Origin of the sequence: Burkholderia mycopellens (assembly GCF_964265025.1) — a bacterium.
In the GTDB taxonomy this organism is placed as follows: Bacteria; Pseudomonadota; Gammaproteobacteria; order Burkholderiales; family Burkholderiaceae; genus Burkholderia.
The window spans coordinates 1,253,685-1,273,263 of record NZ_OZ183802.1 but is presented as its reverse complement, the minus strand read 5'-3'; the positions used below and the strand labels follow the sequence as shown (position 1 = coordinate 1,273,263).

Genomic DNA, 19,579 nt, shown 5'->3' with positions numbered 1-19,579 from the left:
CGGCTTTTTCATTGCTCGATGAACCGCCGGTTACGCGTGCTGCAGATCGCGCAGGAAGTTGTCGCGCCACACCGACACGTTGTTCTCGCGAAGCTGCGCGATCATGTCCGTATAACGCGCGCGCCGCTCGGCGAGCGGCATCGTCAACGCCTGCGACAACGCATCGGCCATCCCGTCGATATCGATCGGATTGACGATCAGCGCCCCCGTCAACTCGCGTGCGGCGCCCGCGAAGCGCGACAGCACGAGCACGCCCGGATCCTCCGGATTCTGCGCGGACACGTATTCCTTCGCGACGAGGTTCATCCCGTCGCGCAGCGGCGTCACATAGCCGACCCGCGCGAGCCGGTACAGCGCAGCGAGCAGCTGGCGGTCGTACTGGCGATGGATATAGAGGATCGGCGCCCAGTCGAGCTCGGCGAAGCGTCCGTTGATGCGCCCCGACTCCCCCTCAAGCTGCAGGCGGATGTCCTGGTACGCGCGCAGCTCCGCGCGGGTCGACGGCGCAATCTGCAGGAACGACACGCGATTGCGATGCGACGGCTCGTGTTCGAGCAGCTTCTCGAACGCGCGGAAGCGCTCGACGAGCCCTTTCGAGTAATCGAGCCGGTCGACGCTCATGATCAGCTTGCGACCACGCAGCGAGGTCGCGAGCGTGCGCACTGCTTTGCCGTGCTCGCCGGCCTGCGCGAGCGACGCGATCTCGTCGGGATGCACGCCGATCGGATAGGCGGCCGCGCGCAGCGTCCTGCCGAATGCGCGCACCGTCGCCAGGCGGCCATCGCGCTCGATCACGCCGTCTGCTTCCGACTCAACGTAGTCGCAAAACGCGCGCAGGTCGGGCTCGGTCTGGAAGCCGAGCAGGTCGAATGCGCACAGCGACTCGACGAGATCGCGATGCGGCGGCACGTTGACCAGCACCTGCGCAGCCGGAAACGGGATGTGCAGGAAGAAGCCGATGCGGTTCTTCACGCCGGCCGCGCGCAGGGCGCGCGCGAACGGGATCAGGTGATAGTCGTGCACCCAGATCACATCGTCGTCCTGGAGCAGCGGCACGAGCTGCTGGGCGAGCCACACGTTCACGCGGCCATAGCCTTCGAACTCGTGACGGTCGTACTGGATCAGGTCGGCCCGGTAGTGAAACGCGGGCCACAGCGTCGCGTTCGAGAAGCCGCGGTAATACTGGTCGTAGTCGCGCCGCGACAGGCCGATGGTCGCGAACGTGACCGGCCCGTGCTCCTCGACGCGGATCTGCGGCGCGCCGGACGCGACGACCTCGCCGCTCCATCCGAACCACATGCCGCCGGTCTCCTTCAGCGCATCGTAGACGCCGATCGCGAGACCGCCCGCCGCCGGTTCGCCTTCCGAAATCGGCGCAACGCGGTTTGAAACAATGATGAGGCGACTCATGCGTCCGGCTGCCCCGCACCGAGCCAGCACGCGATCTGGTCATGCAGCGCGTCGACCGAATCGAGCCGCATGCGGGCGGACGTCTCACCCGCGCCGACCTTGATCGACAGGCCGCCGCGGGCGTTGACCACCGCGAAGCCCTTCTCGTCGGTCAGGTCGTCGCCCGCGAACACCGGCACGCGGCCGGCAAACGGCGGCTCGTCGAGGAACGCGGCGAGCGCGCGCCCCTTGTCGACGCCTTTCGGCTTGATCTCGAACACCATCTTGCCGGGCTGCAGCACATACGCGTCGGCGTAGTCGGCGACGAGGCGCTCGGTGGCCGCGCGCGCAGCCGCCTCGCGCTCGGGCGCGTTGCGGTAGTGCAGCGCGACGGCCGCGCCCTTGATTTCGAGCAGCATGCCCGGATGACGGTCGACGACGGCCGCCAGCTCGCGCTCGATGCGCAGCAGACGTTCGTCGTTGAAGCCGATGCGCTGCGTGTCGCCGTTCGCATCGCGGCGCTCTGCGCCGTGCAGGCCGGCGATCGGCATGTCGGGCATCTTCAGGAACGTGTCGATGTTGTCGATACCGCGCCCGGACACGATCGCGACCGCGCCGTGCGAGCGGCGCCGCAGCTCGTCGAGCAGCGGCGGCAGCGACGGCGGAACATGAATGCTGTCGGGCGTGGGCGCCAGTTCGACGAGCGTGCCGTCGAAGTCGAAGAAGAACGCGGTATCGGTGAGGGACAGGGAAGCCGGAACGGATTGCATCGATTCGATAGTGTGAGGGTCGGCCGGCAAACGCCCCGGGCGGCCGCTGCGCGAATGGAATTGTGCGCATCTTACCGCGCCTGCGTATCGAGATGGGCGAAACCGGTGCCTCGCGGGCAGCGCGCCGCCGCCCGCGTCAACTGCGACATATTGCCCCGCTCGCCCGCCGCGTACGGGTTTCGAAAGGACGCAGGCGCGCGAATTGCGCTACAGTCGCAACCGCCTGCCGCGCGACGCATGGCGCCGCCGGCGGCCACCATTCCGTCCGATCGAGCCCCAGGATGTCGTCTGCCCGCACTGCGCCGCACCGGCGCTTCTCCCGCCTCATCCGCACGGCCGCGGCCCTCGCCGCCGCCGTGGCGCTCGCCGCGTGCACACACGACGAGCCGCGCTGGAACCTGACCAACGTCACCGGCCACCTGCCCGACCTGTCGTTCACGCTGACGGGCGGTGACGGTCACCCCGTTGACGCCGATGCGTTCCACGGCCAGGTCACGTTCGTCTACTTCGGCTACACGCACTGCCCCGATGTCTGCCCCGAAACGATGGCGCGGCTGATGGAAGTGCTGGCGAAGCTCGGCCCGCAGGCCAACAACGTGCGCATCCTGTTCGTCTCGGTCGACCCCGCGCGCGACACGCCGCAGGCCATGCAATCGTATGTCGCCGCATTCGACGCCGTGCATGCGCGCGGCCTGACCGGCACCGACCGCCAGATCGAATCGCTCGCGAAGCGCTATCGCGTCGCGTACCAGATGGAAAAGCGCGATCCGTCCGGCGGCTACGAAGTCACGCACAGCTCGGCCGTCTACATCTTCGACGCGAGCGGCCGCGCCCGCCTGCTTGCGACCGATCGCGACTCGCCCGACGCCATCGCCGCCGATGTGCGCCGGATCATCGACACCGCCTCCACGACCTGAATTCATCCCGACATGAAAACGAAAACGACCCTCAAGACGCTCGCCCTCCTCGCCGCGCTGTGCGCGGGCGCGCACGCGTATGCCGCCGGCGCGATCACCGCGCAGAACGCATGGGTGCGCTGGCTGCCGAACAAGCTGCCCGCCGGCGGCTACGTGACGCTCGTGAACACGAGCGACAAGCCGGTCGATCTCGTCGACGTCGACAGCCCCGACTACGGGATGGCGATGCTGCACCAGACCGTCTCGAACGGCTCGACGCAGAAGATGGAAATGGTCGACAAGCTGACGATCCCCGCGCGCGGCAAGGTCGACATCGCGCCGGGCGGCTACCACTTCATGCTCGAGGAGCCGAAGCACGCGATCAAGCCGGGCGACACCGTGCACCTGCGCCTGAAGTTCTCCGACGGCGAAACGGTCGATGCGCCGTTCGCCGTGAAGTCACCGGCCCAGGCAAAGTGATGCCCGCGCGATGAACCTCCTGTACTGGCTCGATCCGTGGGAACCGTCGCCCACCGTGGTGATCGCGGTGCTGATCGCCGCCGTGCTGTTCGCACGCGGCGTGAAGAAGGCGAAGGTGTCGCCGCTGCGGCAGTTTTCGTTCTGGTTCGGGCTGACGGCGCTCTACGTCGCGCTGCATACGCGGCTCGACTATTTCTTCGAGCACGAGTTCTTCCTGCATCGCGCGCAGCATCTGGTACTGCACCACCTCGGGCCGTTCTTCATTGCGCTGTCCTATCCGGGCGCGGCGATTCGAGCGGGCATCCCGTTCCGCTGGCGGCAGCGTTTCGTGCGCCCCGCGCTCGCGTGGGCGCCCGTGCGCGCGACGCTCGACGTGGTGTTCCATCCCGTCGTCGCGGTCGTGCTGTTCGTCGGGCTGATCTATTTCTGGCTGCTGTCGCCGATCCACTTCATCGCGATGCTCGACTGGCGTCTCTATCGCGTGATGAACTGGAGCATGGTGATCGACGGGCTGCTGTTCTGGTGGCTCGTCGTCGATCCGCGTCCCGCGCCGCCCGCGCGGTTGTCGCCGGGCCGCCGGATCCTGATCGTCGTCGCGGCGATCCCGCCGCAGATCGCGCTCGGCGCGCTGATCTTCTTCACGCCGCACGAGCTGTATCCGATCTATTCGATCTGCGGCCGTGCGTTCACGTGGCTGAGCCCGCTGCGCGATCAGCAGATCGGTGGCCTGCTGCTGTGGATTCCCGGCTCGATGATGAGCGTGATCGGTGCGTTGATCGCGCTGCGGCACTGGCTGCGGCTGTCCGCGCGCGGCCGCCTGGTCGAAGAACGGGCCGCGCAGCGCGCGGACCGGCCGTCGGTGGCGCACGCCGCGCATTGACCGCTGCGCGGCGCGTCGCGCATTACGCGCGTGCGCGGCTCATCCACACGTGCGGGATGCCGTCCTCGTCGTGCACGTCCGAACTCGGCGCGAAGCCGAATGCCCCGTAAAAACGCTGCAAGTGGGCCTGCGCATGCAGGCTCACCGGCGTATCCGGCCACTGCGCGCGGATATGCTCGAGCGCGCGCGACAGCAGGCCGTTGCCGAGGCCCGCGCCGCGGAACGCGGCGGTCGTCAGCACGCGGCCGATGCGGACGTTGGCATTCTGCGCATCGGGCAGCAGCACACGAAGATAGCCGGCCAGGCGACCGGCCGGATCGAAGGCGGCAAGGTGCCATGCGGCCTGGTCCGCGTCGTCGATGTCTCGATACACGCAGTTCTGCTCGACGACGAACACCGCGCTGCGTGCTTCGAGGATCGAATAGACTTCGCGCGCCGTCAGCGCGTCAAAGGATTTCCAGCGCCAGTCGAGATCGGCGGCGCTCGGGGATGCAGCGGATGCGTTCATGGTCGGTCCTGATTCGGGCGCGCCGGCCGGCGCACGGCAATCGCCGATTATGCCTCGAAGCGCACGCGCTGCGCGACCCGCTGTCCGCTCGCAAAAAAAGCCCCGCATTGCGCGGGGCCTGTCCGTCACGCCGGCATCCGGCCGAAGCGGCCGCTGTTGAAGTCCTCGATTGCGGTACGGATCTCCGCTTGCGAGTTCATCACGAACGGCCCGTAACCGACGACGGGTTCGTCGATCGGTTCGCCGCTCAGGATCAGCAGCTTCGCGTCGCCGTTCGCTTCGATCTCGACATCGCTGCCGTCGCGGCCAAGTTGCACGAACTGCGCTTCGCGGGCGACCGTCTCGCCGTTCACCTGCACGGTACCGCCCAGCACGACCACCGCGAGCGTGCGCCCTTCGGCGACCGGGAACCGCGCATGGCCGCCGGCCGCGAGCCGCACGTCCCACACGTCGATCGGCGTATGCGTGCGAGCCGGGCCGCGCCGCCCGTCGAGTTCACCCGCAATGATCCGCGCCCGCCCCGCGCCGTCCGGCAGTTCGACCACGGGGATGTCGGCGTTCAGCAGCGTCTGGTAGCCGGGCACGCCCATCTTGTCCGCAGCGGGCAGGTTCACCCACAGCTGCACCATCTCGAGCGGGCCGCCCCGCTGCGTGAACCCTTCCGAGTGGATTTCCTCATGCAGGATCCCGCTCGCGGCCGTCATCCACTGCACGTCGCCCGGGCCGATCACGCCGCCCGCGCCGGTCGAGTCGCGGTGCGCGACCTCGCCGTCATAGACGATCGTCACCGTTTCGAACCCGCGGTGCGGATGCTGGCCGACACCGCGCGGCGCCGAGGCCGAACCCGGCTCGAACGTGGTCGGGCCGGCGTAATCGAGCAGCAGGAACGGGCTCAGGTGCGCACCGTGAGACTGGTAGCTGAACATCGAACGCACCGGGAAACCGTCGCCGACCCAATGGCCGCGCGGCGCACTGTACACACCCTGGATCTTCTTCATTGCCTTCTCCGAATTGCGGCGAAACACGTGTTTCGCATCCTGGGTAGAAATATAGTGGTGGAACGATCGATCCGGTAGACTGCCAAAATCGCACTCAGCGTTCCATTTCATGAACGATAAAGCGCGGGATCTGAACGATCTCTATTACTTCGTGCAGGTCGTCGAACACGGGGGCTTCGCACCGGCCGGGCGTGCGCTCGACATGCCGAAATCGAAGCTGAGCCGCCGCATCGCGCTGCTCGAGGCGCGGCTCGGGATGCGGCTGATCCAGCGCTCGACGCGCCGCTTCACGGTTACCGACGTCGGCCAGACCTATTACGCGCACTGCCGCGCGATGCTCGTCGAGGCCGATGCCGCCGACGAGGCGATCGCGCTGCTGCACGAGGAGCCTCGTGGCATCGTGCGCGTCAGTTGCCCGATCGTGCTGCTCGATTCGCTGGTCGGCACGATGATCGCCGCGTTCATGGTCGCGTGCCCGCGCGTCGAGATTCATCTGGAAGCGACCAACCGGCGCGTCGACGTGGTCGGCGAAGGGATCGACGTCGCGATCCGCGTGCGCCCGCCGCCGCTCGAGGACAGCGATCTCGCGCTGCGCGTGCTGGCCGAGCGCGGCCAGTGCCTCGTCGCAAGCCCCGCGCTACTGCGTGAGCATGGCGCACCGGCTGTTCCCGCCGATCTCGCGCAGCTGCCCAGCCTCGATCACGGTGCCCCGCAGTCCGCGCACGTGTGGCGGCTGCGCGGGCCCGACGGCGCTCACGCGGAAATTCATCACCAGCCGCGCTTCGTCACGGGCGGCATGCTCGCGCTGCGCGCGGCCGCCGCCGCGGGCGTCGGCGTCGTGCAGTTGCCGACGATGATGGTGCGCGAAGAGGTCGCGCGCGGCGAGCTGGTGACCGTGCTGCCCGACTGGGCGCCGCGCCGCGAGATCGTGCATGCCGTGTTCGCGTCGCGCCGGGGGTTGCTGCCCGCGGTGCGCGCACTGCTGGATTTTCTGGCGGAACGGTTTGCCGAACTCGAACCCGATTGAACCCGCAGCGTCACGTGCAACGTTGCGCTGCAAACCGCGCGCGCGTGCCGTAAACTGCGGTACGCGCATCGCGCATTCCACAACTCTGATCGCTTTCCCGCCATGTTCACGCTGTCCAACGCCCCCCACGCCTCCAAGGCGGCTCAATACGCGACGCTCGTCGAGCAGGCACGCGCACTCGTCGAGTCCGAACGCGACCTGACCGCGAACGCGGCCAACTTCTCCGCGCTGGTCTACCACTCGCTCGACCGTCTCAACTGGGCCGGTTTCTACTTCTTCGACGGGACGGAGCTCGTGGTCGGGCCGTTCCAGGGCAAGCCCGCCTGTGTGCGGATCGCGCTCGGCAAGGGTGTATGCGGCACGGCCGCTCAGACGCGCGAGACGCAGGTCGTGCGCGACGTGCATGACTTCCCCGGCCATATCGCGTGCGACGCGGCATCGGAATCGGAAATCGTCGTGCCGCTGGTGGCCGCCGACGGCACGCTCATCGGCGTGTGGGACGTCGACAGCCCGGTCGCCGCGCGCTTCGACGAAGAAGATCGCCAGGGGATGGAAGCGCTGTGCCGCGTGTTCATCGAACACGCATGGCAGAAAGCGCGCGGTTAAGCGGCGGCCAGGCCACGTTCATCCATCGGGCAACCGGCCGCCACGTTCGCATGTGAATCGCGTCTCACGACCGAGAACGAAAACGAAACGGGCCCCGCAAAGGGGCCCGTCTCACTGTGCCGCCGCACCGCCCTTCGCGGCGCATTGCAGGTATCAGGCGGCGTGCGTGCCGGACAGCGCCGGGAACGCCTGCGGCTTCGCGTCCTCGGTCAGCACCTCGAAACCCGTTTCGGTCACCACGACCATGTGCTCCCATTGCGCCGACAGCGAATGGTCCTTCGTGACGACCGTCCAGCCGTCCGCCAGCATGCGCGTGTCGCGCTTGCCCGCGTTGAGCATCGGCTCGATCGTGAAGATCATCCCCGGCCGCAGCGGCACGCCGGTGCCCGGGCGGCCGTAGTGAAGCACCTGCGGCTCGTCGTGATAGACATCGCCGATGCCGTGCCCGCAATACTCGCGAACCACGCTGAATCCTTCGCGATGCGCGACCTGCTGGATCGCGTAGCCGACGTCGCCAAGCGTGGCGCCCGGACGCACCGCGCGAATGCCCGCGTGCATCGCCTCATAGGTCGTCGCGACGAGGCGCCGCGCGAGCTCGTTCGGTTCGCCGACGAAATACATGCGGCTCGTATCGCCGAACCAGCCGTCCTTGATCACCGCGATGTCGAGGTTCACGATGTCGCCGTTGCGCAGCGGCCGCGACGTCGGAATGCCGTGACACACCACGTGGTTGACCGACGTGCACAGCGTCTTCGGATAACCGTGGTAGCCGATGTTCGCGGGAATCGCGCCGAGCACGTCGATGATGTATTCGCGGCAGCGTGCATCGAGGTCGTCGGTGGAGACGCCCGGCTTCACGTGCTCGGTGATCATCGTCAGCACCTGCGATGCGAGCTTCGCGGCCTCGCGCGACTTGGCGATTTCCGCGGCGCCGCGGATCGGGATTTCTCGCTTCGCCATTACGCCACCTGCTCGATGCCGTGCTCGACCGGTTCCGCCAGCCCCGTCTCACCGCCCCGTGCTTCGGCCTCGATCAGCATCCGACAGATGTCCCCGTAGGACAGCGCCGGATTGAGTTCCGCCAGCATCCCGACGCGCAGCCAGTGTTCGGCCTGCGCATTGATCGAGCGGCTCAGCGCCGTGCTGGTCGAGCGCAGCCGCTCGTGCATGTGCTCGGAAATCTTGATGATGCCCATATATCCCCAATTAAACAAAACGTAGTCAGTTCGTATATTAAGCTGCGCGTGACTGCCGGGCAAGCCATTCAGATCCCGTCGAGCCACTGGCCGGCCGCCGTCAGTGTCGTTGACATCAAATTCCAATTTACTGGAAAATGAATCCACCATGAAAGAATCAGTCACCGCCGTTACCGACGACACCGGCATCAACGAACGCATCGCGCGGCGCGTACGCGACCTGCGCACCGTACGAGGCTACACGCTCGATGCGCTGGCCGCGCGCTCCGGCGTCAGCCGTTCGATGATTTCGCTCATCGAACGCGCATCGGCCAGCCCGACGGCTGTCGTGCTCGACAAGCTCGCGGCCGGGCTCGGCGTATCGCTGGCCGGGCTGTTCAGCGGCGACCAGCACGACACGCCCGCGCATCCGCTGGCACGCCGCGCGCAGCAGGCCGAGTGGCGAGATCCGGCGTCCGGCTATGTGCGCCGCAACCTCTCCCCGGCCGGCTGGCCATCGCCGATCCAGCTCGTCGAAGTGGATTTCCCGCCCGGTGCGCGCGTCGCGTACGACAGCGGCGGACGCGAAAGCGCGCTGCATCAGCAGGTGTGGATCATCAGCGGCCGCGTCGACGTCACGTTCGGCGACGCGCTTCACGAACTTCACGAAGGCGACTGCCTGGCCCTGCGGCTCGACCAGCCGCTGATTTTCAGCAATCCGTCGTCGCATACCGCGCGCTATATCGTCGCAATCTGCGATGCATCTGCCGCCGCCGGCGCGCGGAACCTCTGACGAGCGCGTCATCGCAGCAGCCGTGCGCGCGCCCTACTTACTGCCCACTGGAGCCCGTATGAATTCCCCGAAACAGCGCGACGACGTGCGCCTGATCGATTGCAGCGAGGCCGAGCATGCGCCGGCCATCCTCGAGATCCTGAACGACGCGATCGCGACCTCGACCGCGCTGTACGACTACAAGCCGCGTCCGCCGGAAGCGATGGTCGCGTGGTTCGCGGCGAAGCGCTCGGGCGGCTTCCCGGTCATCGGCGCCGTCGACACGTCCGGCACGCTGCTCGGCTTTGCGAGCTGGGGCACGTTCCGCGCGTTTCCCGCCTTCAAGTACACGGTCGAACACAGCGTGTACGTGCATCGCGACCAGCGCGGCCGCGGGCTTGGGGAGGTGCTGCTGCGCGAAGTGATCCGGCGCGCGCGCGAAGCGCAGGTGCACGTGGTGGTCGGCTGCATCGATGCGGCCAATGCAGGAAGCATCGCACTGCATACGAAGCTCGGATTCGTGCACTCGGGCACAATCACGCAGGCGGGATTCAAGTTCGGCCGGTGGCTCGACGCGGCGTTCTATCAGTTGACGCTCGAAACGCCGGCGCAGCCGGTGGATGGTTGAGCGGCATCGCCGCGTTCGACCGCCGGCGCCGATAGCACGAGCAATCGTCATTTCCATGCAACGCAGAGGAACGGGTCGGCCTGTCGACCGTGATCGTCGAGGTATTCGATGAACTGGCCCGTAGCGGCCGCTGGCGGCCGCGCGTGATCGGCGACCTGACGACACGCCCTTCGACCGTCGCGGCACGCCTCGACGATGCCGTGCGAAGCACAGCGCAGGTCCCGGGGCTCGACGTCTACATCGCGGTCGCGTACAGCGGCCGCCTCGAATTGCTGAACGCGATCCGGGCGCTGATCAGCGAACACGCGGCCGTAGGTTCACTCGACCAATTGCTGTCCGGCCTGAGTCCCGAACTGATCGCGAGTCGCCTTTATACGGCGGGGCAACCCGACCCCGATCTCATCATCCGGACTTCCGGCGAACAGCGGCTCTCCAACTTCATGCTGTGGCAAAGCGCATATTCCGAGTTCTATTTCACGCCCGTATGCTGGCCGGCGTTCAGTCGTGAGGATTTCGAAAACGCCATCGCGACATTCAGGCTGAGGCAACGGCGATTTGGTATCTGATTTGTCGGTAATGCCCGATAACCGGTGGCTGATCCACCGGTTATTCGAAACGCGATATTCGTTTCGGTCATGTTGAAGGAGTGCGAGCCATGCCCAACGTGGAATTTGACCTGCCCCGCCTGTCGGATGTCCGCTACGACCCGCGGCGCCTCGATGCTGGCGACGGCGTCTGGCTGAAACGCATGGGGTTGCAGACGGGTCACGGAAAAAAGAAAAGCCCTGATTTCTCAGGGCTTTTTCTCTTCTTACTTGGAGGCGCGAGCCGGAGTCGAACCGGCCTAAACGGCTTTGCAGGCCGCTGCATAACCGCTTTGCTATCGCGCCAAAAGCGGACTGTCCGGATGCCGTGAGGCAAGCGACAGATTTTTTATTCGAGGACCGAAAGTCCATCAAATAAAAAGGGAAGCGTGGCTTCCCCATTACTTGGAGCGGGAGACGAGTCTCGAACTCGCGACCTCAACCTTGGCAAGGTTGCGCTCTACCAACTGAGCTACTCCCGCATTGTCCTGCATCTGCAGCGCTTCGCCGCACAACACGCTGCCAGAAAAATCTGGAGCGGGAGACGAGTCTCGAACTCGCGACCTCAACCTTGGCAAGGTTGCGCTCTACCAACTGAGCTACTCCCGCATGTGTCCTGCATCTGCAGCGCTTTGCCGTACAACACGCTGCCAGAAAAAATCTGGAGCGGGAGACGAGTCTCGAACTCGCGACCTCAACCTTGGCAAGGTTGCGCTCTACCAACTGAGCTACTCCCGCGTATCACTACGCTGCTGCTTCCCCGTCACACACTTACTTCGTCGTGCAGCGGAGAAGCGAGATTATGTCGAAGGCACATTCGTGTGTCAAGGGCTTTTCCAGCCCTTTTTACAAAAACCTGCTCGACCGGACGCATCACGCGCCGCCGCGCTCCCGAATTTGCGGCCACGCAAGCTTCATGTAGTACAGCATCGACCAGATCGTCAGCACCGCGGCGAGATACATCAGCCATTCGCCCCACACACGCGTGTCGATCGTCACGACGCCGAGCGGCAGCGGCCCATAGAACAGCAGCATCGGAATCGCGACCATCTGGCATGCGGTCTTGAACTTGCCGAGCTGGTTCACCGCGACGCTCTTCGACGCGCCGATCTGTGCCATCCACTCGCGCAGCGCCGAAATCGCGATCTCGCGGCCGACGATCACGAGTGCGATCGCCGCGTCGACCCGTGAAATCTGCACGAGGATCAGCAGCGCGGCCGTCACCATCAGCTTGTCCGCCACCGGATCGAGAAATGCACCGAACGACGACGTCTGGTTCCACTTGCGGGCGAGATAGCCGTCGAACCAGTCGGTCAGTGCCGCGAGTATGAAGATCGCCGCCGCCGCGAGATTGCGGTGCGCGCCGCCCATCACCGTGTCCGGCAGATAGAACACGCCGACGACGAGCGGAATCAGCACGATCCGTACCCACGTCAGGAAAATCGGGAAATTGAACGGCATGGCATGCGGGACAGTAAAGGATTCGCAATTGTGCCGTGTCGACCGGCCTGCCACAAGAACGCTGGCAACGCAGCCGGCCGCACGGCCGCGTCAGTGAAGCTGCTTGTATATCTGTTCGGCGAGCGCGTGCGAGATGCCCTCGACGCTCGCGAGTTCCTCGACGCTCGCGGCAACCACGCCGCGCAACCCGCCGAATCGCGCGAGCAGCCGCTGCCGGCGCTTCGCGCCGACGCCCTCGAGTTCCTCGAGCCGCGACGTCTGGCGCGCCTTCGCCCGCTTTGCACGCATGCCGGTGATCGCGAAGCGGTGCGCCTCGTCGCGGATCTGCGCGACGAGCATCAGCGCGGCGCTCTCCTTGCCGAGCTCGAGCGGCGTGCGGCCGTCCGCAAACACAAGCGTCTCGAGGCCGACCTTGCGCCCCTCGCCTTTCGCGACGCCGACCAGCATCGACGTGTCGAGACCGAGCTCGGTGAATACCTGGCGCGCGATTTCGACCTGACCCTTGCCGCCGTCGATCAGCACGATGTTCGGCAGCAGGCTCGACGCCTCGGCCTGGCGCGTCGACTCGCCGTCGATGCCGGCCGCGTCGTCGGCGGCAGCCGCCTGCGCGGCCTGCTCGACCATCTTCTCGTAGCGGCGCGTGAGCACCTGCCGCATCGCCGCGTAGTCGTCGCCCGGCGTGATCCCGGTGATGTTGTAGCGGCGGTATTCGCCCGACTGCATCTTGTGATGGTGGTAGACCACGCACGACGCCTGCGTCGCCTCGCCCATCGTATGGCTGATGTCGAAGCATTCGATCCGCAGCGTCGCGAGATCGTCGCATTCGTAGCTGAGCGTTTCCGCGAGCGCACGCGTGCGCGCCTGCTGCGAGCCCTGCTCGGACAGCAACCGCATGAGCGCGATCTGCGCATTCTGTTCAGCCATCGACAGCCACGCACGCCGCTGCCCCTGCGGCTGCCGCACCAGCGACACCTTGTGGCCGGCCTGCTCGGACAGCAGCTCGAGCAGGTCGCGGCTCGCGGGCGCATGGCTCACGACCAGCACCGGCGGCACGCGATTGCCGAGATAGTGCTGCGCGATGAACGCGTCGAGCACCTCGGCCTCGACCGACGCCGCCGCATCGCTGCGCGCGCGGCCGGTTTCTTCGTCGGGCAGGTCGGGCATGGCGGAGGCGGCCGCATCGTCCGCCTCCGCCAGCTCGGGCTCGTCGCCGAGACCGCCCTCGGCGAGCGTCAGCGCGCTTTCGACGTGCGTCGGGAAATACGCCTTGTCGCCGAGATGCCGGCCGCCGCGCACCATCGCGAGGTTCACGCACACGCGCCCGCCCTGCGCGACGACAGCCAGGATGTCGACGTCGCTGTCGCTGCCGACCTCGATCGCCTGCTGGTGCAGCACTGTCGCGAGCGAGCTCATCTGGTTGCGCACGGCCGCCGCCTGCTCGAATTTCAGTTCGGCCGCGAACGCGTGCATCTTCTGCTCGAGCTCCTTCATCACTTCGGACTGCCGGCCGAGCAGGAAACGCGCGGCGTTCGATACGTCGATCGCGTAATCCTCGTCGGAGATCGCGCCGACGCACGGCGCCGTGCAGCGCCCGATCTGGTGCAACAGGCACGGCCGCGTGCGGTTGTTGAAGACCGAATCCTCGCAGGTGCGCAACTGGAACACGCGCTGCAGGATCTGGATGCTCTCGCGCACGGCCCAGGCGCTCGGGAACGGCCCGAAATACTGGTTCTGCTTGTCGACCGAGCCGCGGTAGTAGGCCATCCGCGGAAAGCGGTGTGCGGTGAGCTTCAGGTACGGATACGACTTGTCGTCGCGAAACAGGATGTTGTAGCGCGGCGCGAGCGCCTTGATCAGGTTGTTCTCGAGCAGCAGCGCCTCGGCCTCCGAGCGCGTGACGGTCGTCTCGATACGCGCGATGCGCGTGACCATCATCGCGATGCGCGGCGACAGCTGCGTCTTCGTGAAATAGCTCGATACGCGCTTCTTCAGGTCGCGCGCCTTGCCGACATAGAGCACGGCCCCCGCCATGTCGTAATAGCGATAGACGCCCGGCATGTGCGGCAACTGCGCAAGGATCTTCTTCGGTTCGAACGGGGTATCGGAAGCTTCAGGGGATGTCATGCGTGATCCGGGCGCCTTGTAACGCGGAACGGGTCTATTAGAATCGCCAGTTTAGAGCATTCACCGGCCCGCTTCGATGCCCCGCACCACCGCCCCCCTGCCCGCCGCGCCGCTCGCGCCGGGCGAACCGATCGCCTGCGACCTCTTCTGTACGGTAATCGACAATTTCGGCGACATCGGCGTCTGCTGGCGCGTCGCGCGCCAGCTCGCGCACGAGCACGGCTGGCAGGTTCGCCTGTTCGTCGACGACCTGCGCACCTTCGCGCGCCTGCTGCCCGGGGTCGATCCCGACGCGGGGCGGCAGACGGTCGATGCGATCGTGATCGAGCACTGGCATGCGGAAGCCGGCGACGCGCTGGAGATCGCCGACGTCGTGATCGAAGCATTCGCGTGCGAGCTGCCCGGCGCGTATCTCGCGGCGATGGCGCGCCGGGCGCGTCGCCCCGTGTGGATCAACCTCGAATACCTGAGCGCCGAGGACTGGGTCGCCGATTTCCATCTGCGGCCGTCGCCGCATCCGCGCTATCCGCTGCTGAAGACGTTTTTCTTCCCCGGCCTGTCGGCAGGCACCGGCGGCGTCCTGAAGGAGCACGACCTCGATGCGCGCCGCACGGCCTTCGAAACCGACGCGGCGGCACGCGACGCCTGGTGGCAGCGCGCGACCGGCGGCGCGCCGCCGGCCGCCGGCACGACGGTCGTCAGCCTGTTCGCGTACGAGAATCCGGCCGTCGATGCACTGCTCGCGCAGTGGCGCGACGGCCCGTCGCCGGTCGTCGCACTCGTGCCGGCCGGCCGCGTGTCGCCGGCCGTCGCCCGTTTTTTCGGGGTCGAGTCATTCGGCGCGGGCGCGCATGCGCGCAGCGGTAACCTGGCGGCTCACGGGCTCGCGTTCGTCCCCCAGGCCGACTACGATCCCTTGCTGTGGGTGGCCGACATCAATTTCGTGCGCGGCGAGGATTCGTTCGTCCGCGCGCAGTGGGCACGCAAACCGTTCGTGTGGCACATCTACCCGCAGGCCGACGACGTGCACCTGCCGAAGCTCGACGCCGCGCTCGCGCACCTGTCGGCCGACCTCGCCGACGCGCCGCGCGCGGCGCTCGAGCGATTCTGGCACGCATGGAACGGCGTCGGCACGCCCGACTGGGCCGATTTCTGGCAGCACCGCGCCGCACTGGACGCCAACGCGGCCCGCTGGGCCGATGCGCTCGCGGCCGTCGGCGATCTCGCCGGAAAGCTGGCGGAATACGCAAAATCTCAGTTAAAATAAGCGGTTATCCGACGGCTGACCAGGCAAGCGCTCGCTTTTGGCGTCCACCGGAAAAGTAAGCTTGGCGCCTCACCCGTTGCGCAACGCTCAGGCACCTATTTATTTGATTTGATCAGGACAGTTTTTTTATGAAAACCGCACAGGAACTCCGCGTAGGCAACGTCGTGCAGATCGGCAGCGACGCATGGGTCATCGCCAAGGCCGAATACAACAAGTCGGGCCGTAACTCCGCCGTCGTCAAGATGAAGATGAAGAACCTGCTGACGAACGCAGGCCAGGAAGCGGTCTACAAGGCTGATGACAAGTTCGACGTCGTCGTGCTCGACCGCAAGGAAGTGACGTACTCGTACTTCGCCGATCCGATGTACGTGTTCATGGACGCCGACTACAACCAGTTCGAAGTCGAAGCGGAAATGATGGGCGAAGCGCTGAACTACCTCGAAGACGGCATGGCTTGCGAAGTCGTGTTCTACAACGAAAAGGCAATCTCGGTCGAACTGCCGACGGTCCTCGTTCGCGAGATCACCTACACGGAGCCGGCCGTCAAGGGCGACACGTCGTCGGGCAAGGTGCTGAAGAACGCCAAGCTCGCAACGGGCTTCGAACTGCAAGTGCCGCTGTTCTGCAACACCGGCGACAAGATCGAAATCGATACGCGTACGAACGAATACCGCAGCCGCGCGTAATCGCGAGCGATACCGCATCGAACAAAGCGCCCTTCGGGGCGCTTTTTGTTTGTCCGGCGCCAACAACCGGACGGAAGTCAGGCTGATGTAAAGCACAAAATCCACCGGTAAAGATATTCAATTTGTATCATCGGTAACTGTTTTATAGCGCCGGAGAAATAATGCTCGTTACGCGTTCAGCGGGGCATAAAATCAGTTTTTAATCTGACATGCGGCTGCGGCCCCGTTGGCCGACAGCCCGCCTCTCTTGACTCGACTCGCGTCCACCATGCCACACGCCCTGATTGTCGAAGACGATCCCAACAGTCTGTCCGGCCTCACCGCGCTGCTCGCCGCGGACGGCTTCTCGGTCGACACGGCCACGTCGCTCGCCGAAGCGCGCACGGCGCTCGGCCGCTCGATTCCCGATGTCGTTCTCGTCGACCTGAACCTGCCGGACGGCAGCGGGTTCGACCTGCTCCAGCACCTGCCGCAGCAACAGCCGAACGGCTCGCTGCCCGTCATCGTGCTGACCGGCAATGCGACGGTCGAAAGTGCCATCGAGGGCCTGCGTCACGGTATCTGGGACTACCTGCTGAAGCCGATCAACATTCCGCGCCTGCGCAGCCTGCTCGCGCGGATTCCGCGCCCGTACGAACTGATCGACGAAGTGCAGTCGTTGCGCGCCTCGCTGCGCCATCTCGGCCGCTTCGGCGCGCTGGTCGGCCGCAGCGACGCGATGCAGCACGTGTACGACATGATCGAGCACAACGCGCGCACCGAAACGGCCGTCCTGTTCGCGGGCGAAGCCGGTACCGGCAAGAAGCTGGCCGCGCGCACGCTGCACGACCTGAGCCGGCGCCGCAAGGGGCCGTTCGTGTCGTTCGACTGCCGGACGATCGCACAGGCCGGCCGGCATCGCGCATCGCTCGACAGCGTACTGTTCGGCCATGAGCGCGGCGCGTTCGACGGTGCCGAGCGCCGCGAATCGGGTCTGTTCGAGCAGGCCGGCGGCGGCACGCTGTTCCTCGACGAAATCACCGCACTGCCGCTCGTGCTGCAGGAAGCGCTGCTGCATGCGCTTGATTCGCAGAACTTCATGCGGATCGGCGGTACGAGCTCGATCACGAGCGATTTCCGGCTGATCGCGACCACGCGGCGCCCGGCGCGCGAAGCGGTCGCGAACGGCACGCTGCGCGAGGATCTCTGGTTGCGCCTCGATGCGGCGTCGATCACGATGCCGCCGCTGCGCGAGCGCGACGGCGACGCACTCGCGATCGCGGATGCACAGATCGACGAACTGAACCGCGACGCGCGCGCAACCGGCCGCAGCACGACCGACAAGCGCGCGGCGCCTGGTTTCGTGCGCGAGTGCCTGTCCTACGAATGGCCGGGCAACGTGCGCGAACTGCAGGAGCGCGTGCGCTTTGCGTACGACGCGTCGGGCGATTTCATCGAGACGCTGCGCGCAGGCGAGCCGAGCTTCTCGGCCGGCGCCGCACTGAACGGCAGCAGCGTGCAGATCAAGGTCGGCACACCGCTGTCCGACGTCGAGGATCTGCTGATCCGCGCGACGCTCGACGCAGTCGGCGGCACGCGCCACCGAGCGGCAACGCTGCTCGGCATCAGCCCGAAGACGCTGTACAACAAGCTGCAGCGGATGAAGGTGAACTGAGCAGGCGGCGATGCTCGAAGGCACTGGCAGGCGTTGACCGTTAGTTGCATCCAGACTCGCTTCGCCAACCTGCTTGATTCCTGAGGCTGCTCGGTTCGTACCGGCAGCAATCCATAAAAAAGCCGCGCGATTGCGCGGCTCGTTGTTTCCGTGACCGGAACGGCGCAGACCGAACCGCCTCCTCCCCGCTCAGGCCAGTGCGCTGCTCAACAGCGCCTGCGCCTGCAGATACTCGGGCTGCGCGATCAGCTTCTCCCACTTGAGCGCCTTGCCACGCGCGCGCATCCGCTTGATGCGTCGCACCGACGCGTCCGTTGCCCGTGCTTTCAGCCCGTTCAGCACGACCTCAGCAGCCTCCGGCTGGTTGCAGACGAGCACCATGTCGCAACCGGCCGCGAGCGCGGCGTCGGCCGCCTGCGTGAGCGTGCCGCCTTCGCGCGCGGCTTCCATCGACAGGTCGTCACTGAAGATCGCGCCGGTGAAGCCGAGCCGCCCGCGCAGGATGTCCTGCAGCCACACGCGCGAGAACCCGGCCGGCCGCTTGTCGACCTGCGTGTAGATCACGTGCGCGGGAATCACCGCGGACAGCGACAGGCCGAGCCAGTCGTACGGTGCGACGTCCTGCTTGAGAATCACGTCGAGCGTACGGTCGTCGGTCGGCAGCGCGACGTGCGAGTCGGCCTCCGCGAAACCGTGCCCCGGGAAATGCTTGCCGCAGTTCGCCATCCCGGCGAGCGACAGCCCGTGGTTCAGGCTCTTCGCGAGCAGCGTGACGACGCGCGGATCGCGATGAAACGCGCGGTCGCCGATCACTTTCGAGTGCCCGTAGTCGAGGTCGAGCACGGGCGTGAAGCTCATGTCGATTCCGCATGCACGCAGCTCGGCGGCCAGAATGTAGCCGACGGCCGTGGCGACCTGCGTCGCGAGCAGCACGTCGCGATCCCACAGCTCGCCGAGGCGGCGCATCGCCGGCAGCACCGTGAAGCCGTCGGTGCGAAAACGCTGCACGCGCCCGCCTTCGTGATCGACGGCGATCAGGATGTCTTCGCGCACCGCGCGAATCGAATCGGTCAGCGCGGTCAGTTGCGCACGGTTCTGGAAGTGCCGCGCGAACAGGATCACGCCGCCGGTATTCGGATGCGCGAGACGCCGCGCATCGTCGCGCGACAGGGCCGTGCCGACGACGTCGAGCATGACCGGGCCGGGAGTCGTTTTCATCGAATCGGGAATTCCGTCAGGAGGAGGTTCGGGAAACAAGTGCAGGCGCGGCGTCCGTCTCGGCAACCACGAACGACACCGCGTAGTCGCGTTCGTCGCTGACCGTCACGCGCGCCGTGATGCCACGGGCGGCAAGCCAGTCGGCCAGCTCGCCCGACGCGACCACGTACGGCTCGCCGCTCGGGTGGTTGAGGGTCTGCAGCGCACGCCACGTCATCGGCCAGTGCATGCCGAGCCCAATCGCCTTCGAGAACGCTTCCTTCGCGGAAAAGCGCGTCGCGAGGAACGCGATGCCGCGCGCCTCGGAGCGGGCACGGCGCGCATGGAACACGCGCAGCTCGTCGGGGCCCAGCACCTTCTCGGCAAACCGGCCGCCCGTGCGTTCGAGCACGGCCGCGATGCGGCTCACCTGGGCGATATCGGTACCGATGCCGTAGATCGCCATGTCAGTACCCG

21 protein-coding genes and 4 tRNA genes are annotated in these 19,579 nt (G+C 66.4%); 11 read left to right on the top strand and 14 right to left on the bottom strand.

From position 1 onward, the window contains the following. Positions 1–30: 30 nt before the first annotated feature. Both otsA and otsB read right to left on the bottom strand, forming a co-directional pair. Positions 31–1,410 (bottom strand): alpha,alpha-trehalose-phosphate synthase (UDP-forming), encoded by a 1,380-nt coding sequence (gene otsA, locus ACPTTC_RS06045; RefSeq protein ID WP_423391845.1) that lies wholly within the window; start codon positions 1,408–1,410, stop codon positions 31–33. Then, a complete protein-coding gene (otsB, locus tag ACPTTC_RS06040) occupies positions 1,407–2,159 on the bottom strand; it encodes a trehalose-phosphatase (protein ID WP_423391844.1) in 753 nt (250 codons plus the stop codon). Before otsB ends, otsA begins: the two co-directional genes overlap by 4 nt. A gap of 281 nt (positions 2,160–2,440) precedes the next feature. On the opposite strand from otsB, the gene ACPTTC_RS06035 reads away from it, so the two are divergent. From ACPTTC_RS06035 to ACPTTC_RS06025, 3 genes are read left to right on the top strand one after another with little or no spacing between them, the layout of a single operon-like run. Continuing rightward, complete coding sequence (locus ACPTTC_RS06035; protein WP_423391843.1) at positions 2,441–3,076, top strand: SCO family protein; 636 nt, start codon at positions 2,441–2,443, stop codon at positions 3,074–3,076. Between the two features lie 12 nt (positions 3,077–3,088). Then, entirely contained in the window at positions 3,089–3,535 is a 447-nt protein-coding gene (locus tag ACPTTC_RS06030) for a copper chaperone PCu(A)C (protein ID WP_011351435.1), read from the top strand. A gap of 10 nt (positions 3,536–3,545) precedes the next feature. Further along, entirely contained in the window at positions 3,546–4,415 is an 870-nt protein-coding gene (locus ACPTTC_RS06025; protein ID WP_423391842.1) for a cytochrome c oxidase assembly protein, read from the top strand. Positions 4,416–4,437: 22 nt separating this feature from the next. On the opposite strand, the gene ACPTTC_RS06020 is transcribed toward ACPTTC_RS06025, so the two are convergent. Next, complete coding sequence (locus ACPTTC_RS06020) at positions 4,438–4,923, bottom strand: GNAT family N-acetyltransferase (RefSeq protein WP_423391841.1); 486 nt, start codon at positions 4,921–4,923, stop codon at positions 4,438–4,440. 125 nt (positions 4,924–5,048) lie between these two features. After that, a complete protein-coding gene (locus tag ACPTTC_RS06015; RefSeq protein ID WP_423391840.1) occupies positions 5,049–5,921 on the bottom strand; it encodes a pirin family protein in 873 nt (290 codons plus the stop codon). A 109-nt stretch (positions 5,922–6,030) separates the two neighbouring features. Between ACPTTC_RS06015 and ACPTTC_RS06010 the strand changes: the two genes are divergently transcribed. Continuing rightward, entirely contained in the window at positions 6,031–6,948 is a 918-nt protein-coding gene (locus ACPTTC_RS06010; RefSeq protein ID WP_423391839.1) for a LysR family transcriptional regulator, read from the top strand. Between the two features lie 102 nt (positions 6,949–7,050). Continuing rightward, a complete protein-coding gene (locus ACPTTC_RS06005) occupies positions 7,051–7,554 on the top strand; it encodes a GAF domain-containing protein (protein WP_423391838.1) in 504 nt (167 codons plus the stop codon). A 153-nt stretch (positions 7,555–7,707) separates the two neighbouring features. On the opposite strand, the gene map is transcribed toward ACPTTC_RS06005, so the two are convergent. After that, the gene (gene map, locus ACPTTC_RS06000; protein ID WP_423391837.1) at positions 7,708–8,514 is read right to left on the bottom strand and encodes a type I methionyl aminopeptidase; all 807 of its coding nucleotides are present in this window, start codon (positions 8,512–8,514) and stop codon (positions 7,708–7,710) included. Next, the gene (locus ACPTTC_RS05995; protein ID WP_175951834.1) at positions 8,514–8,750 is read right to left on the bottom strand and encodes a ParD-like family protein; all 237 of its coding nucleotides are present in this window, start codon (positions 8,748–8,750) and stop codon (positions 8,514–8,516) included. Before ACPTTC_RS05995 ends, map begins: the two co-directional genes overlap by 1 nt. 148 nt (positions 8,751–8,898) lie before the next feature. Here ACPTTC_RS05995 and ACPTTC_RS05990 point away from each other — a divergent pair, with 148 nt between their 5' ends. The 3 genes from ACPTTC_RS05990 (at position 8,899) to uppS (ending at position 10,695) form a co-directional block, all read left to right on the top strand. Next, positions 8,899–9,522: a helix-turn-helix domain-containing protein gene (locus ACPTTC_RS05990; RefSeq protein WP_423391836.1), complete on the top strand. Its 624-nt coding sequence runs from the start codon at positions 8,899–8,901 to the stop codon at positions 9,520–9,522. Positions 9,523–9,580: 58 nt separating this feature from the next. Beyond that, positions 9,581–10,129: a GNAT family N-acetyltransferase gene (locus tag ACPTTC_RS05985; RefSeq protein ID WP_423391835.1), complete on the top strand. Its 549-nt coding sequence runs from the start codon at positions 9,581–9,583 to the stop codon at positions 10,127–10,129. Positions 10,130–10,218: 89 nt separating this feature from the next. Further along, on the top strand, positions 10,219–10,695 hold the full coding sequence (gene uppS, locus ACPTTC_RS05980; protein WP_423391834.1) for a polyprenyl diphosphate synthase: 477 nt from the start codon (positions 10,219–10,221) through the stop codon (positions 10,693–10,695). 250 nt (positions 10,696–10,945) lie between these two features. Here uppS and ACPTTC_RS05975 read toward each other — a convergent pair. The 6 genes from ACPTTC_RS05975 to uvrC all read right to left on the bottom strand — a co-directional run bounded on the left by ACPTTC_RS05975 (position 10,946) and on the right by uvrC (position 14,298). Next, a tRNA-Cys gene (locus tag ACPTTC_RS05975) sits at positions 10,946–11,019 on the bottom strand. A gap of 100 nt (positions 11,020–11,119) precedes the next feature. Next, positions 11,120–11,195: transfer RNA gene (locus ACPTTC_RS05970), tRNA-Gly, on the bottom strand. 51 nt (positions 11,196–11,246) lie between these two features. Then, a tRNA-Gly gene (locus ACPTTC_RS05965) sits at positions 11,247–11,322 on the bottom strand. Positions 11,323–11,375: 53 nt separating this feature from the next. Next, positions 11,376–11,451, bottom strand: a tRNA-Gly gene (locus ACPTTC_RS05960). Between the two features lie 135 nt (positions 11,452–11,586). Further along, positions 11,587–12,174 carry a CDP-diacylglycerol--glycerol-3-phosphate 3-phosphatidyltransferase gene (gene pgsA, locus ACPTTC_RS05955; RefSeq protein ID WP_034186518.1) on the bottom strand — a complete coding sequence of 196 codons (588 nt, stop codon included), beginning with the start codon at positions 12,172–12,174 and terminating at the stop codon, positions 11,587–11,589. A 90-nt stretch (positions 12,175–12,264) separates the two neighbouring features. Further along, a complete protein-coding gene (gene uvrC / locus ACPTTC_RS05950; protein WP_423391833.1) occupies positions 12,265–14,298 on the bottom strand; it encodes an excinuclease ABC subunit UvrC in 2,034 nt (677 codons plus the stop codon). A gap of 76 nt (positions 14,299–14,374) precedes the next feature. Between uvrC and earP the strand changes: the two genes are divergently transcribed. From earP to ACPTTC_RS05935, 3 genes are all read left to right on the top strand, one after another. Next, the gene (gene earP / locus ACPTTC_RS05945; protein ID WP_423391832.1) at positions 14,375–15,565 is read left to right on the top strand and encodes an elongation factor P maturation arginine rhamnosyltransferase EarP; all 1,191 of its coding nucleotides are present in this window, start codon (positions 14,375–14,377) and stop codon (positions 15,563–15,565) included. Positions 15,566–15,693: 128 nt separating this feature from the next. Then, positions 15,694–16,251 carry an elongation factor P gene (gene efp, locus ACPTTC_RS05940; protein WP_011351421.1) on the top strand — a complete coding sequence of 186 codons (558 nt, stop codon included), beginning with the start codon at positions 15,694–15,696 and terminating at the stop codon, positions 16,249–16,251. A gap of 268 nt (positions 16,252–16,519) precedes the next feature. Continuing rightward, positions 16,520–17,905 (top strand): sigma-54-dependent transcriptional regulator, encoded by a 1,386-nt coding sequence (locus ACPTTC_RS05935; protein ID WP_423391831.1) that lies wholly within the window; start codon positions 16,520–16,522, stop codon positions 17,903–17,905. 189 nt (positions 17,906–18,094) lie between these two features. Here the strand turns inward: ACPTTC_RS05935 and nagZ are convergent, their stop codons facing one another. After that, entirely contained in the window at positions 18,095–19,123 is a 1,029-nt protein-coding gene (gene nagZ / locus ACPTTC_RS05930; protein WP_423391830.1) for a beta-N-acetylhexosaminidase, read from the bottom strand. A gap of 16 nt (positions 19,124–19,139) precedes the next feature. Next, positions 19,140–19,568, bottom strand: coding sequence for a holo-ACP synthase (acpS, locus tag ACPTTC_RS05925; RefSeq protein ID WP_423391829.1), 429 nt, complete (start codon positions 19,566–19,568; stop codon positions 19,140–19,142). Between the last annotated feature and the right edge of the window lie 11 nt (positions 19,569–19,579).